The sequence below is a fragment of the Enterobacter cloacae complex sp. P1B genome (genome assembly GCF_014982345.1).
GTDB lineage: Bacteria > Pseudomonadota > Gammaproteobacteria > Enterobacterales > Enterobacteriaceae > Enterobacter > Enterobacter bugandensis.
In genome coordinates this window covers 18563-33619 of the sequence record NZ_JADCLF010000002.1, presented here as the reverse complement: position 1 = coordinate 33619, position 15057 = coordinate 18563, and the positions used below count along the sequence as shown (strand labels likewise).

The window sequence follows — 15057 nt, the reverse complement described above, 5'->3', positions numbered from 1 at the left end:
GAGTATTTCAGATGCAATAGAAAACGTCCCCAGCGCGTCTTTTCGCTGTGGATATTTTAGAGATGAGAAGAATTTGGAGCGGGAAACGAGACTCGAACTCGCGACCCCGACCTTGGCAAGGTCGTGCTCTACCAACTGAGCTATTCCCGCAAATCTGTACTGCTTTTGTTGCTGTCGTAACGTGTAATTCTCTGTCGTTACGGGAGGCGCATTATACGAGAAATCCTTTTAGCTGCAACCCCCCTTAAAGTGATTTTTTCGAAATTCAGTTCAAGTGCTTATTTAATCGGCAAGCTGAACAATTTAACGACAAAAACCCGGCCACGCAAGGTGCCGGATCTCAAAATCACAGCTTAATAAAGTTTTCGCGGTAGTACGCGAGTTCCGCCACGGACTCGCGGATATCGTCCATCGCCTGGTGCGTACCCTGTTTTTTAAAGCCGTCCAGAATTTCAGGTTTCCAGCGGCGCGCCAGCTCTTTCAGGGTGCTCACGTCCAGATAGCGGTAATGGAAGTAAGACTCCAGCTCCGGCATGTACTTGAAGAGGAAACGGCGATCCTGACCGATGCTGTTCCCGCAGATCGGCGATTTACCCGCTGGTACCCACTGCTTCAGAAATTCGAGCGTCGCCAGTTCCGCCTCGCGATCGCCCAGCGTGCTCGCCTTCACGCGCTCGACAAGACCGCTGCCGGTGTGGGTACGCACGTTCCACTCATCCATCAGCGCAAGCTGATCGTCGGACTGATGCACCGCAATCGTTGGTCCTTCGGCAAGGATATTCAGGTTGGCATCGGTCACCAGAGTTGCAATCTCAATAATGCGATCGCGCTCGGGATCCAGCCCGGTCATTTCGAGATCGATCCAAATCAGGTTGTTTTCATCCGCGCTCATGTTATTTTCCACCCTTCTCGCATAACCGGCAGTAGCAGGTTAACTAGTATTAATTAGAGTGTATCATAGAGGTTTTGCCCCTTACGGGCGACCAGGAGCCAGTGCGATTGAGTAAAAATAAACTCTCCAAAGGGCAGCAGCGCCGCGTGAATGCCAATCATCAGCGCCGTCTTAAAACCACTTCGGAGAAGGTCGATTACGACGACAACCTGTTTGGCGAACCAACGGAAGGCGTTGTTATCAGCCGTTTCGGTATGCACGCCGACGTGGAATCCGCCGATGGCGAAATCCACCGCTGTAACATTCGCCGGACCATTCGTTCTCTGGTGACCGGCGACCGCGTCGTCTGGCGACCGGGTAAAGAGGCGGCAGAGGGCGTTACGGTAAAAGGTATCGTTGAAGCGGTCCATGAGCGTACGTCCGTGTTAACCCGTCCCGATTTTTACGACGGGGTGAAGCCGATTGCCGCCAACATTAACCAGATTGTCATCGTATCGGCGATTTTGCCCGAACTGTCGCTCAATATTATCGACCGATACCTTGTCGCCTGTGAAACGCTGCAGGTTGAACCGATTATCGTGCTGAACAAAATCGATCTGCTGGATGACGAAGGCATGGCTTTCGTTAATGAGCAGATGGATATCTACCGCAAGATTGGCTACCGCGTTCTGATGGTGTCCAGCTACACCAAAGACGGACTGAAACCGCTGGAAGAGGCGCTTACCGATCGCATCAGCATCTTTGCGGGTCAGTCCGGCGTGGGGAAATCGAGCCTGCTAAACAACCTTCTCGGCCTCCAGCAGGAGATCCTCACTAACGATGTGTCTGACGTCTCGGGTCTGGGCCAGCACACCACCACCGCCTCACGTCTCTATCATTTCCCTCACGGCGGCGATGTGATCGACTCACCGGGCGTGCGTGAATTCGGTTTATGGCATCTTGAGCCGGAACAAATCTTTAATGGATTTGTCGAATTCCATGATTATTTAGGCGCTTGCAAATACCGCGACTGCAAACACGATAACGATCCAGGCTGCGCTATCCGCGAAGCGGTTGAGAAAGGTGAAATCGCGGAGACCCGCTTCGAGAATTACCACCGCATTCTTGAGAGCATGGATCAGGTAAAAACGCGTAAAAACTTTTCTGATTCTGATAACTGACAACTAAGCTAAGCATCGCTAAAATCGTCCCCTTTTTTCAGGTTCCGGCGGCTTACTGCCGGATCAGGAACGACAAAACAATGGCCTGGAGGCTACCTTGTTAAACGCATTTAAACTTTCGCTTCAATACATTCTGCCAAAACTGTGGCTCACTCGCCTGGCGGGCTGGGGCGCAAGCAAACGCGCGGGCTGGCTGACCAAACTGGTCATCGACCTTTTCGTTAAGTATTACAAGGTCGACATGAAAGAAGCGCAGAAGCCGGACACCGCCAGCTACCGCACGTTCAACGAGTTTTTCGTGCGCCCGCTGCGCGACGAAGTGCGCCCGCTAAACACCGACCCTAACGTCCTGGTGATGCCAGCAGACGGCGTGATCAGCCAGTTGGGTAACATCGAAGACGACAAAATCCTGCAGGCGAAGGGCCATAACTACAGCCTGGAAGCGCTGCTGGCGGGCAATTACCTGATGGCGGACCTGTTCCGCAACGGTACCTTTGCCACCACCTATCTGTCACCGCGCGACTACCACCGCGTACACATGCCGTGTAACGGTATCCTGCGTGAGATGATTTACGTGCCGGGCGATCTGTTCTCCGTGAACCACCTGACCGCGCAAAACGTACCGAACCTATTCGCCCGTAACGAACGCGTCATCTGCCTGTTCGATACTGAATTCGGCCCTATGGCGCAGATTCTGGTGGGCGCGACCATTGTCGGCAGCATCGAAACCGTCTGGGCTGGCACCATTACCCCGCCGCGTGAAGGCGTGATCAAGCGCTGGACGTGGCCTGCCGGTGAAGAAGAAGGCTCTGTCGCCCTGCTGAAAGGCCAGGAAATGGGTCGCTTCAAGCTGGGCTCTACCGTCATCAACCTGTTTGCGCCGGGCAAAGTGAAGCTGGCTGAGCAGCTCGAAAGCCTGTCGGTCACCAAACTGGGTCAGCCGCTGGCGGTCTCTACCGAAACCTTCGTGACGCCGGATGCAGAACCTGCTCCGCTGCCGCAAGAAGAGATCGACGCCGAGCACGACGCCAGCCCGCTGGTTGACGACAAAAAAGACGAAGGCTAACAACAGAAGGATCGCTGACGTGCGCCCGATTATCGTTCTACTGATGGCCTGGTGCCTCAGCATGGGGGCGTACGCAGCGACAGCCCCCGACGCCAAACAGATAACCCAGGAGCTGGAGCAGGCGAAAGCGGCTAAACCCGCTCAGCCAGAGACCGTTGAGTCACTCCAGTCCGCACTGAACGCGCTTGAAGAGCGGAAAGGCTCGCTTGAGCGCGCTCAGCAGTATCAGCAGGTTATCGACAACTTCCCTAAACTCTCGCAAACGCTGCGCGCGCAACTCGCTAATCTGCGCGATGAGCCGCGCGAAGTGCCGGAAGGCATGACCACCGACGCCCTGAACCAGGAAATCCTGCAGGTCAGCAGCCAGCTCCTGGAAAAGAGCCGCCAGGCTCAGCAGGAGCAGGAGCGAGCGCGTGAAATTGCCGACTCCCTCAGCCAGCTTCCGCAGCAGCAAACCGACGCCCGCCGCCAGCTTAACGACGTTGAGCGCCGCGTGGGTACGCAAAGCGGCAACACGCCGCAGGCTCAGGCGCAAAATCTGGGTCTGCAGGCGGAATCTGCCCGTCTGAAGGCCCTTGTGGATGAGCTGGAGCTGGCGCAGCTTTCCGCCAACAACCGCCAGGAGCTGGCGCGGATGCGCTCTGAACTCGCTCAGAAGCAGAGCGAGCAGCTGGATGCGTACCTTCAGGCCCTGCGTAATTTGCTTAACAGCCAGCGCCAGCGCGAAGCCGAGCGAGCGCTTGAAAGCACCGAGCTGCTGGCGGAAAACAGCGCCAATCTGCCGGAAGGTATCGTCGATCAGTTTAAGGTCAACCGCGAGCTTTCTGCCGCCCTGAATCAGCAGGCGCAGCGTATGGATCTGGTTGCCTCCCAGCAGCGTCAGGCGACGAATCAAACCCTGCAGGTGCGCCAGGCGCTCAACACCCTGCGCGAGCAGTCCCAGTGGCTCGGGTCATCAAACCTGCTGGGCGAAGCGTTACGCGCCCAGGTCGCGCGCCTGCCGGAAATGCCGAAACCGCAGCAGCTGGATACCGAGATGGCCCAGCTGCGCGTGCAGCGACTGCACTTTGAAGATCTTCTCAATAAGCAGCCGCAAATACGCCAGATCCGTCAGGCTGACGGACAACCTCTGACCAGCGAGCAAAACCGTATTCTGGAAGCCCAGCTGCGCACCCAGCGCGAACTGCTGAACTCCCTGCTGCAGGGCGGGGATACGCTGATTCTGGAACTGACTAAACTCAAGGTCTCTAACAGCCAGCTGGAAGACGCGCTGAAAGAGGTGAACGAGGCTACGCACCGTTATCTCTTCTGGACATCCGACGTACGTCCAATGACCTTCTCGTGGCCAATTGAGATCGTTCAGGATCTGCGCCGCCTGATTTCCCTCGACACCTTTAGCCAGCTCGGACAGGCCAGCGTGATGATGCTGACCAGTAAAGAGACGATTTTCCCGCTGCTGGGCGCGTTGGTTCTGGTGGGCTTCAGCATTTATTCGCGCAGACATTTCACCCGCTTCCTGGAGCGTTCCAGCGCGCGGGTGGGGAAAGTCACTCAGGATCACTTCTGGCTGACGCTGCGCACCGTGTTCTGGTCGATTCTCGTCGCGTCTCCGCTACCGGTGCTGTGGATGACGCTTGGCTATGGCCTGCGGGAAGCCTGGCCCTATCCGCTCGCGGTCGCCATTGGCGATGGTGTCACCGCCACGGTACCGTTGCTGTGGGTGGTGATGATTTGCGCGACGTTCGCGCGGCCTAACGGCCTGTTCATCGCCCACTTTGGCTGGCCTCGTAACCGCGTGGCGCGCGCCATGCGCTATTACCTGATGAGCATCGGGCTGATTGTGCCGCTGATAATGGCGCTGATCATGTTTGATAATCTCAACGACCGGGAATTCTCAGGCTCGCTGGGGCGCCTCTGCTTTATGCTGATCTGCGGCGCGCTGGCCATCGTCACGCTCAGCCTGAAACGCGCGGGGATACCGCTCTATCTGGATAAATCCGGCAGCGGCGACAACATGTTCAACCGGCTGCTCTGGAATTTGCTGCTGAGCGCTCCTCTGATTGCGATGCTGGCAGCGGCGGTAGGTTACCTGGCAACCTCGCAGGCGCTGCTGGCGCGACTAGAAACGTCGGTGGCGATCTGGTTCCTGCTGCTGGTGGTGTATCACGTGATCCGGCGCGGGATGCTGATCCAGCGCCGCCGTCTGGCCTTTGACCGCGCCAAGCATCGCCGGGCAGAGATCCTCGCTCAGCGTGCCCGTGGCGAGGAAGAGCCAACCCATGTCAACAGCACGGAAGGCACGATGGATGCGGACGAGGTCGAACTGGATCTGGATGCCATCAGTACCCAGTCTCTGCGCCTGGTGCGCTCCCTCCTGATGCTGATTGCCCTTCTGTCGGTGATCTTCCTGTGGTCGGAAATTCATTCCGCGTTTGGCTTCCTGGAGAACATCTCTCTGTGGGACGTGACGTCCACGGTGCAGGGCGTTGAAAGCCTGGAGCCGATCACCTTAGGCGCGGTGCTGATTGCGATTCTGGTGCTGATCATCACCACCCAGCTGGTGCGTAACTTCCCGGCACTGCTGGAGCTGGCGCTGCTGCAGCATCTGGATTTAACCCCCGGCACGGGATACGCCATTACGACCATTACGAAATACCTGATACTGCTGTTTGGTGGAATGGTCGGGTTCTCAATGATTGGTATTGAGTGGTCTAAACTGCAGTGGCTGGTGGCCGCGCTGACGTTTGGCCTTGGCTTTGGCATGCAGGAGATTTTCGCTAACTTTGTATCCGGCCTGATCATCCTGTTTGAAAAGCCGATTCGCATTGGCGATACGGTGACGATCCGCGATCTGACCGGGAGCGTAACGAAGATCAACACCCGCGCCACCACGATCAGCGACTGGGACCGTAAAGAGATCATCGTGCCGAACAAGGCATTTATTACCGAGCAGTTTATCAACTGGTCCCTGTCGGACTCCGTTACGCGCGTGGTGCTGACGGTACCGGCACCGTCGGATGCCAACAGTGAAGAGGTCACGCAGATCCTCTACACCGCCGCTGAACGCTGTACGCTGGTGCTCGATAACCCTGCGCCGGAAGTATTCCTGGTTGATCTACAGCAGGGGATCCAGATTTTCGAGTTGCGTATCTACGCCGCCGAAATGGGACACCGCATGCCGCTGCGCCATGAGATCCACCAGCTGATTCTGGCGGGCTTCCGCGAGCATGGTATTGATATGCCGTTCCCACCGTTCCAGATGCGTCTGGAAAGCATGGACGGACGCAAGATGGGTAAAACGCTCACGTCGGCGGCAAGATCGCGCCCGGCGGGAAGTCTGTAATCGTTCTCCCCTCCCTTTCGGGAGGGGCATTTTATCGCTACGCCACTTCCGTGACGTACGCCATTGAGCGCCGGCGGTAATTCTCATAAATTCCCATCGCCAGCAGCGAGAAGAAGACTGGCCCACCGACCATCCACAGCGCGCTGTTCCAGTCGTTCGCCTCAACCACGGGCTGAATAACGGTAAAGATGTTGGCAAACGCCACGACCAGCACCACCACCGTGGTCGCCAGCAGCGTTGCCGCGCGGGTTTTGAAGATCACAAACGGACGCTCAAGATCCCGCTTCGCCTTAAAGAACGGGAACGCCAGCGTCAGGAACAGGTACGGCAGCGTCATCGACACGTTCGCCATCAGGGTCAGTTTGTTATAGAACGCAGACGCGGTATCACCGCCAAATGACACCAGCAGAATGAACACGCACACCAGCAGACACTGCATCCACATGGCGTTGGCAGGCATGCCTGCGGTATTGAGCTGCGTCATGCGTGCCGGCCACAGCGCTTTTGGCGTACCCTGGATGATTGCTTTCAGCGGCGAGTAGATTAGCGTGAAGAACGCGCCGGTATAGGCAAGGAACATCGACAGGCCGGTAATGCGCGCAAACCAGATCCCCAGGGTGGCCGATGCTTCCGGCGTCAGGTGCATGGCGTTACCCAGCGTCATTCCCAGGCTTTTCATCAGCACGTAGGTGATGTTCCCGAGGTTAGTGGTATTGTTACTCAACACTTGCTGCCAGTTAGTGCTAACGCCCCAGAGGAAAATCGCCAGCGAATAGCCGATGGAAATCACGATGGCGGCAAAAATAATCCCTTTGGCAAAGTTTTTTTCGGGGTTCTCGGTCTTATCGACCAGCCCACCTACCGCTTCAATACCGCCGTAGGCAAAAATGGCAAATACCACGAAGGAGAGCATGGCCAGCCCGGACTGATAGCCCGGATTAGGCGATGAAACGAAGTTCACCTCCTGCGCGAAGTGTCCCCCGTTCAGGCACAGAATGGCGATACTCACCAGCAGCAGCACCAGGTTCAGGCACATCACGGAAATACCGCCAACGGCAGTGATACGGGCAATTTTGTTGATGCCTTTTGACGCCACCAGCGTCACCACCACCATCCAGCACACCGCCAGAATCCCGACCACCTGCGTGGAGCTCAGCCCGGCTAAAGACCAGACCTGCGTTTTATCCGCACCGAAAAGAAACGTGGAGAACGGCACCCAGACTTTGGCCGCCGTGCTGACCATCCAGACGACGTAGGAGGAGAACCACATAAACGTGCCGATAAACGCGTAGCGCGGGCCGATGCTGTTGTTCATCCATGAATAGATACCGCCCTCTTCTTTCCGGTAAGCCGAGCCCATCTCCGCCATCATCAACGCAAACGGGATAAAGAAGAACAGAGCAGAAACGATATAAAACGGCGTCGCGCTGTAGCCCATCAGATAGAAAGCCGACGGGCTGTTGGCAAAGCCAAAAACTGACGTAAAAATCATCAGAATGAGCCCGGTGAGGGTCATCTTTTTGAGTGACTGGGACATATAACCATCCGAAGAGGAATTAAACTGCGCGGATGGTAGCAGATGACCAGACTAATATTGTGGCTATACGAGGCAATTTAAGAAAAAGACCCGTGTACAGAGAAAATGGCAGTTTTTAATGTTGCGGAGAAGAAATGGAAAGGAATATTGCCACAGATACTATATGCCGGGTAAGCGACAGCGCCACCCGGCCATGCTTTAGGCGCGATCGACCGTAAAGGCAATCACATCGCCCAGCTGCTCGGCGCCCAGCGCCAGCATCACCAGACGGTCTACGCCCAGCGCCACGCCGGAGCAATCTGGCAGACCCGCCTTTAAAGCTTCCAGCAGGTTGGTATCGATCGGCTGCTGTGGCAGGCCGCGTGCGGCGCGCTTACGGTTGTCCTGCTCGAAACGCTGCTGCTGTTCGCGCGCGTCGGTCAGCTCGTGGAAGCCGTTCGCCAGCTCGATGCCTTTGTAGTAAACCTCAAAACGCTCTGCTACGCGGTGATCTTCGGTGCTGATCTGCGCCAGAGACGCCTGGCTTGCCGGGAAGTGATAGACAAACGTCGGGCGATCTTTGCCAATCTGCGGTTCCACGCCGAAGGTGAACAGCAGCTGCAGCAGCGTGTCACGATCCTCTTCGGTATCCGCCACGTTGCTCAGATCCAGTTTTGCCGCCACTTCACGCAGCTGGGCTTTGTCCGCCGACAGCGGATCGATTTCCAGATGGCGCTGGAAGGCCTGCTGATAGGAGAGCGTTTCGGCTTCTGAGCAGTCCAGTACCTGCTGCAGCAGATCGTCCACCTCATTCATCAGGCGGTACATATCATAGTGCGGGCGGTACCACTCCAGCATGGTGAATTCCGGGTTGTGGTGACGCCCCATCTCTTCATTACGGAAGCTGCGGCACAGCTGATACACCGGACCACACCCCGCCGCCAGCAGGCGCTTCATGTGATATTCCGGGCTGGTCATCAGATACAGATTCATGCCCTGGGAGTGGCCTGGGCCAACAAAACGGGTTTCAAACGGGACCAGATGAATATCCGTTACCGTTGCCTGACTCATGCACGGGGTTTCCACCTCCAGGACGCCGCGGTCGGCAAAGAAACGGCGGATCTCCGTCATAATTGCGGCGCGTTTTAACAGATTTGGGATGGATGCGCTCGGCTGCCAGGTGGCCGTTTCGCTCATGAGTTTTTCTCCGATTTCAGACAAGGGCACGAAGTCTACTCGTTAGCAGTGGCAGAGACAAATTTTGCGCAGTAAAAACGCGTATTTCATTTATGTGGATTATTTTGTGATGCATTTCATCAATCACGATGATAAATCACCGCACAGAACAGCAAAAAAATCGAACACGTCAAATTTCCCTCACATCTACGCGGTTATACTGTTATACCCATAAAGGAGCAGTGGAATCGCTTCCGCAATCGCCCGTTCGGGCAGGTGAACTTCCTTTAGTGCATCGCATTGCGGGAAAACAAAAATCTGGAGGAATGTCGTGCAAACTTTTCAAGCCGATCTTGCCGTAATAGGCGCTGGCGGGGCTGGATTACGCGCTGCAATTGCTGCGGCACAAGCCAACCCGAACGCTAAAATCGCATTGATTTCAAAAGTCTATCCGATGCGCAGCCACACGGTGGCAGCAGAAGGAGGATCCGCCGCCGTCGCGCAGGATCATGACAGCTTCGAATACCATTTCCACGACACGGTTGCAGGGGGCGACTGGCTTTGCGAACAGGATGTCGTTGATTATTTCGTTCACCATTGCCCAACGGAAATGACCCAACTGGAACAATGGGGATGCCCGTGGAGCCGCCGTCCGGACGGCAGCGTCAACGTCCGCCGCTTCGGTGGCATGAAGATCGAACGCACCTGGTTCGCCGCCGATAAGACCGGCTTCCACATGCTGCACACCCTCTTCCAGACCTCCCTTCAGTTCCCACAAATTCAGCGCTTCGATGAACATTTTGTCCTCGACATTCTGGTCGACGACGGTCATGCACGTGGCCTGGTGGCGATGAATATGATGGAAGGCACGCTCGTCCAGATCCGCGCCAATGCGGTGGTGATGGCAACGGGCGGTGCGGGTCGCGTCTATCGCTACAACACCAACGGCGGCATCGTCACCGGCGACGGGATGGGCATGGCGCTGAGCCACGGCGTGCCGCTGCGCGATATGGAGTTTGTGCAGTATCACCCAACCGGCCTGCCGGGCTCCGGCATTTTGATGACGGAAGGCTGCCGCGGTGAAGGCGGCATTCTGGTTAACAAAAACGGCTACCGCTATCTGCAGGATTACGGCATGGGCCCGGAAACCCCGCTCGGCGAGCCGAAGAACAAATACATGGAGCTCGGCCCGCGCGACAAAGTTTCTCAGGCCTTCTGGCACGAGTGGCGCAAGGGCAACACCATCTCAACGCCGCGCGGCGACGTGGTCTATCTCGACCTGCGTCACCTGGGCGAGAAGAAACTGCTGGAGCGTCTGCCGTTTATCTGCGAACTGGCAAAAGCCTACGTGGGCGTCGACCCGGTGAAAGAGCCGATTCCGGTACGCCCAACCGCGCACTACACCATGGGCGGGATTGAAACCGACCAGCAGTGTGAAACCCGCATTAAAGGGCTGTTCGCCGTGGGCGAGTGTTCCTCCGTCGGCCTGCACGGCGCCAACCGTCTGGGCTCTAACTCGCTGGCAGAGCTGGTCGTCTTTGGCCGCATGGCGGGCGAGCGCGCCATGGAGCGTGCGGCGACCGCAGGCGAAGCAAACGGTGCGGCGCTGGATGCGCAGGTCACAGACGTTGAAAAACGCCTGAAGGATCTGGTGAACCAGGAAGGCAACGAGAACTGGTCGAAGATCCGCGACGAGATGGGCCTGTCGATGGAAGAAGGCTGCGGTATCTACCGTACGCCGGAACTGATGCAGAAAACCGTCGACAAGCTGGCGGAGCTTCAGGAGCGCTTCAAGCGCGTGCGCATCACTGATACCTCCAGCGTCTTCAACACCGACCTGCTCTATACCATTGAGCTTGGCCACGGCCTGAACGTCGCGGAATGTATGGCGCACTCTGCGCTGGCGCGTAAAGAGTCTCGCGGCGCCCACCAGCGTCTGGACGAAGGCTGCACCGAACGTGACGACGTCAATTTCCTGAAACACACTCTCGCCTGGCGCGATGCGGATGGCACCACGCGTCTGGACTACAGCGACGTGAAAATCACCACGCTGCCACCGGCTAAACGCGTGTATGGCGCAGAAGCAGAAGCCGCCGAGAAGAAGGAGAAGGCGAATGGCTGAGATGCAAAAATTGAAAGTTGAAGTGGTGCGCTACAACCCGGAAGTGGATACCGCCCCCCACAGCGCTTTCTACGAAGTGCCTTATGACGAGCAAACCTCCCTCCTGGATGCGCTCGGCTATATCAAAGACAACCTGGCGCCGGACCTGAGCTACCGCTGGTCCTGCCGCATGGCGATCTGCGGCTCCTGCGGCATGATGGTCAACAAGGTGCCGAAGCTGGCCTGTAAAACCTTCCTGCGTGACTACACCAAAGGCATTAAGGTTGAAGCGCTGGGCAACTTCCCAATCGAGCGCGATCTGGTGGTCGATATGACCCACTTTATCGAAAGCCTGGAAGCGATTAAGCCGTACATCATCGGCAACCCGCGCACGCCGGACCAGGGTCCGAACACCCAGACGCCGGCGCAGATGGCGAAATACCATCAGTTCTCCGGCTGCATCAACTGCGGCCTGTGTTACGCCGCCTGTCCTCAGTTTGGCCTGAACCCGGAGTTCATCGGCCCGGCCGCCATTACCCTGGCGCACCGCTATAACGAAGACAGCCGCGACCACGGCAAAAAAGAACGTATGGCGCAGCTAAACGGCCAGAACGGCGTCTGGACCTGTACGTTTGTGGGCTACTGCTCCGAAGTCTGTCCGAAGCACGTCGACCCGGCCGCCGCAATTCAGCAGGGTAAAGTGGAAAGCTCGAAAGACTTTCTTATCGCTACCCTGAAACCACGCTAAGGAGTGCATGATGACGACTAAACGCAAAGCCTACGTGCGGCCTGTGCCGTCCACCTGGTGGAAAAACCTGCCGTTTTATCGCTTCTATATGCTGCGTGAAGGCACGGCGGTACCGGCGGTCTGGTTCAGCCTTGAGTTAATGTATGGCGTTTTTGCCCTTAAACACGGGCCGGAAACCTGGGCGAACTTTGTCGGTTTCCTGCAAAACCCAATCATCGTGGTTCTGAACCTGATCGCGCTCGCGGCGGCGCTACTTCATACCAAAACCTGGTTTGAACTGGCGCCAAAAGCGGCAAACATCATCATTAAAGACGAAAAAATGGGGCCGGAGCCAGTCATTAAAGGGCTATGGGCAGTGACGATCCTGGTCACTGTTGTCATTCTGTTTGTCGCACTGTTCTGGTAAGGAGACTACTGTGATCAATCCAAATCCAAAACGTTCAGACGAGCCGGTCTTCTGGGGCCTGTTTGGCGCAGGCGGCATGTGGAGTGCCATCATCGCCCCGGTGATCATCCTGCTGGTCGGCATTATGCTGCCGCTGGGGCTGTTTCCGGGCGATGCGCTGAGCTACGAGCGCGTGCTGGCGTTTGCGAGCAGCTTTATTGGCCGCGTGTTCATCTTCCTGATGATCGTCCTGCCGCTGTGGTGCGGCCTGCACCGCATTCACCATGCGATGCATGACCTGAAAATCCATGTGCCGAGCGGTAAATGGGTGTTCTACGGGCTGGCAACCATCCTGACCGTGGTGACGCTGATTGCCGTGGTCACTATCTGACGCTTCTGGCCCGCCATCCGGCGGGCCTTTTATTTCTGCATCTTTCCCACCAGCCACAGGGCAAATTCACGCATTGCGGACGTTTCAGCCCGCGACTGCAGTCTCGTTAACCAATAACTGCCCAGATCAATTTGCGTTGTAAACGGCTGCACGATGCGCTCGCTGTTCAGCAAATGGGTAAACATATCGACAGGCGCAATGGCAATGCCCATACCTGCCTGTGCGGCTTCCAGCATGGTGACAGACGAATCAAACACCATCACCCGGTGCGTTGGCGACGGAGGATGCTCGCCTGCCGCCTGCATCCACGCCGACCATTCGTCGCGTCGGTAAGAGCGCAGCAGGGTAAACTTCAGGATGTCGGCCGGAGACTGGAGCACGGCGGCGATTTCGGGCGAGCAAAGCGGCGCCAGCGGCGCAGGGCACAGGAATTGCGCCTCGGTGCCGTGCCACGCCCCACCGCCGTAGCGGATCGTATAATCAAGCCCTTCAGCAGCCGGATCGACGCGGTTGTTATGGGTGGAAAGGTGAAGATCGATATGCGGATAACAGCGGCGAAAGTCCGCGAGCTGAGAGAACAGGATACCCGTGGCGAAAGTCCCTACTACGCCAATCTTTAGCTTCTCCTGAGCGCGCTGGCTGGCAAAGCGATCCAGCATTCCGGCGATACGATCGAATGAATCATTCAGCACCGGCAGCAGATTTTCCCCCTCGGTGGTCAGCATCAGGCCGCGCGAGACGCGGACAAACAGCTGGCAATTCAGATGCTGCTCCAGCGCCTTAACGTGCTGGCTGATGGCGGAATGGGTGACGTTCAGCTCTATCGCGGCATGCGTAAAACTGAGGTGCCGGGCGGCCGCTTCGAAGGCGCGAAGCGAATTAAGCGGAAGATAGCTGCGGGTCATTGCTCCATCCGTTAGAAAAATTAACAGCTCATGCTAAATTTAACCGTTTGTCAGCCATAGTCAAATCCAACAGACTACAGCGGTCTGCCGGGCCCGGACACTCCCTTGACCTGCTATTATGGAAGATAATTGATGATGAAAAAATTCCTTTGCTGCGCCCTGCTGCTCAGCACATCCTGCTCTGTACTCGCCGCGCCGATGTCGGAAAAACAGCTGGCTGACGTGGTAGAACGCAACGTTACGCCCCTGATGAAAGCGCAGGGTATTCCAGGCATGGCGGTGGCCGTGATTTATCAGGGCCAGCCACACTACTTTACCTTTGGAAAGGCCGATATCGCGGCGAACAAATCCGTCACCCCGCAAACCCTGTTCGAGCTGGGCTCTATAAGTAAAACCTTCACCGGCGTGCTGGGGGGCGATGCTATTGCCCGCGGCGAAATTTCGCTGGGCGATCCGGTAACCAAATATTGGCCTGATCTGACCGGCAAGCAGTGGCAAGGGATTCGCATGCTGGATCTGGCAACCTACACCGCCGGTGGCCTGCCTTTACAGGTGCCCGATGAGGTCACAGATAACGCTTCCCTGCTGCGCTTCTATCAAAACTGGCAGCCTCAGTGGAAGCCGGGCACAACGCGTCTTTACGCCAACTCCAGCATCGGTCTTTTTGGCGCGCTGGCGGTCAAACCTTCCGGCATGAGCTATGAGCAGGCCATGACGACGCGGGTCTTTAAGCCGCTCAAGCTGGATCATACCTGGATTAACGTTCCGAAAGCGGAGGAGACGCATTACGCCTGGGGATATCGTGACGGTAAAGCGGTCCACGTTTCACCGGGCATGCTGGACGCAGAGGCATATGGCGTGAAAACCAACGTGCAGGATATGGCGAGCTGGGTGATGGCCAATATGGCCCCTGACGCGCTGCAGGATACGTCCCTGAAGCAAGGCATTACGCTGGCGCAGTCTCGCTACTGGCGCGTGGGTGCCATGTATCAGGGGTTAGGTTGGGAGATGCTTAACTGGCCGGTCGATGCCAAAACCGTCGTCGGAGGCAGTGATAACAAGGTGGCGCTGGCACCGTTGCCTGCGAGAGAAGTGAGTCCACCCGTTCCCCCGGTTAAGGCCTCATGGGTGCACAAAACGGGCTCAACCGGCGGGTTTGGCAGCTACGTGGCCTTTATTCCTGAAAAGCAGCTCGGCATTGTGATGCTGGCGAATAAAAGCTATCCGAACCCGGCGCGAGTTGAGGCGGCATACCGTATCCTCGACGCGCTGCAGTAAAACATTGCCGGGTAGCGCTGCGCTTACCCGGCGAAACACACCGCACAAAAACCACATTTTCCTTGCCGTCATCTACACTTAACAAAAAAACAGTAA

The 15057-nt window shown here is 56.9% G+C and carries 12 protein-coding genes and 1 tRNA gene; 8 read left to right on the top strand and 5 right to left on the bottom strand.

Annotated features, from left to right (window positions below):
• Nucleotides 1–74: 74 nt before the first annotated feature.
• A tRNA-Gly gene (locus tag INF77_RS00785) sits at nt 75–150 on the bottom strand.
• 196 nt (nt 151–346) lie between these two features.
• Nucleotides 347–892 carry an oligoribonuclease gene (gene orn / locus INF77_RS00780; RefSeq protein ID WP_028015247.1) on the bottom strand — a complete coding sequence of 182 codons (546 nt, stop codon included), beginning with the start codon at nt 890–892 and terminating at the stop codon, nt 347–349.
• A 107-nt stretch (nt 893–999) separates the two neighbouring features.
• On the opposite strand from orn, the gene rsgA reads away from it, so the two are divergent.
• The 3 genes from rsgA (at nt 1000) to mscM (ending at nt 6461) form a co-directional block, all read left to right on the top strand.
• A complete protein-coding gene (gene rsgA, locus INF77_RS00775) occupies nt 1000–2052 on the top strand; it encodes a small ribosomal subunit biogenesis GTPase RsgA (RefSeq protein ID WP_032644955.1) in 1053 nt (350 codons plus the stop codon).
• Between the two features lie 97 nt (nt 2053–2149).
• Entirely contained in the window at nt 2150–3118 is a 969-nt protein-coding gene (asd, locus tag INF77_RS00770; RefSeq protein WP_028015245.1) for an archaetidylserine decarboxylase, read from the top strand.
• A 19-nt stretch (nt 3119–3137) separates the two neighbouring features.
• Nucleotides 3138–6461 (top strand): miniconductance mechanosensitive channel MscM, encoded by a 3324-nt coding sequence (gene mscM / locus INF77_RS00765; protein ID WP_028015244.1) that lies wholly within the window; start codon nt 3138–3140, stop codon nt 6459–6461.
• A 37-nt stretch (nt 6462–6498) separates the two neighbouring features.
• Here the strand turns inward: mscM and yjeM are convergent, their stop codons facing one another.
• The gene (gene yjeM, locus INF77_RS00760) at nt 6499–7998 is read right to left on the bottom strand and encodes a glutamate/gamma-aminobutyrate family transporter YjeM (protein ID WP_045261278.1); all 1500 of its coding nucleotides are present in this window, start codon (nt 7996–7998) and stop codon (nt 6499–6501) included.
• 198 nt (nt 7999–8196) lie between these two features.
• Complete coding sequence (gene epmA / locus INF77_RS00755) at nt 8197–9174, bottom strand: elongation factor P--(R)-beta-lysine ligase (RefSeq protein WP_193532125.1); 978 nt, start codon at nt 9172–9174, stop codon at nt 8197–8199.
• Between the two features lie 310 nt (nt 9175–9484).
• Between epmA and frdA the strand changes: the two genes are divergently transcribed.
• Genes frdA through frdD form a run of 4 tightly spaced genes read left to right on the top strand, consistent with a single transcriptional unit; the run spans nt 9485 to nt 12778 of the window.
• On the top strand, nt 9485–11275 hold the full coding sequence (frdA, locus tag INF77_RS00750; RefSeq protein WP_028015241.1) for a fumarate reductase (quinol) flavoprotein subunit: 1791 nt from the start codon (nt 9485–9487) through the stop codon (nt 11273–11275).
• On the top strand, nt 11268–12002 hold the full coding sequence (locus INF77_RS00745; protein ID WP_041911494.1) for a succinate dehydrogenase/fumarate reductase iron-sulfur subunit: 735 nt from the start codon (nt 11268–11270) through the stop codon (nt 12000–12002). Before frdA ends, INF77_RS00745 begins: the two co-directional genes overlap by 8 nt.
• A gap of 10 nt (nt 12003–12012) precedes the next feature.
• On the top strand, nt 12013–12408 hold the full coding sequence (gene frdC / locus INF77_RS00740; protein WP_028015239.1) for a fumarate reductase subunit FrdC: 396 nt from the start codon (nt 12013–12015) through the stop codon (nt 12406–12408).
• Between the two features lie 10 nt (nt 12409–12418).
• Nucleotides 12419–12778 carry a fumarate reductase subunit FrdD gene (frdD, locus tag INF77_RS00735; protein WP_000609653.1) on the top strand — a complete coding sequence of 120 codons (360 nt, stop codon included), beginning with the start codon at nt 12419–12421 and terminating at the stop codon, nt 12776–12778.
• Nucleotides 12779–12807: 29 nt separating this feature from the next.
• Here the strand turns inward: frdD and ampR are convergent, their stop codons facing one another.
• Entirely contained in the window at nt 12808–13683 is an 876-nt protein-coding gene (gene ampR / locus INF77_RS00730; protein ID WP_048957161.1) for a LysR family transcriptional regulator AmpR, read from the bottom strand.
• A 132-nt stretch (nt 13684–13815) separates the two neighbouring features.
• Between ampR and blaACT the strand changes: the two genes are divergently transcribed.
• A complete protein-coding gene (gene blaACT / locus INF77_RS00725) occupies nt 13816–14961 on the top strand; it encodes an ACT family cephalosporin-hydrolyzing class C beta-lactamase (RefSeq protein ID WP_150144618.1) in 1146 nt (381 codons plus the stop codon).
• Nucleotides 14962–15057: the final 96 nt, after the last annotated feature.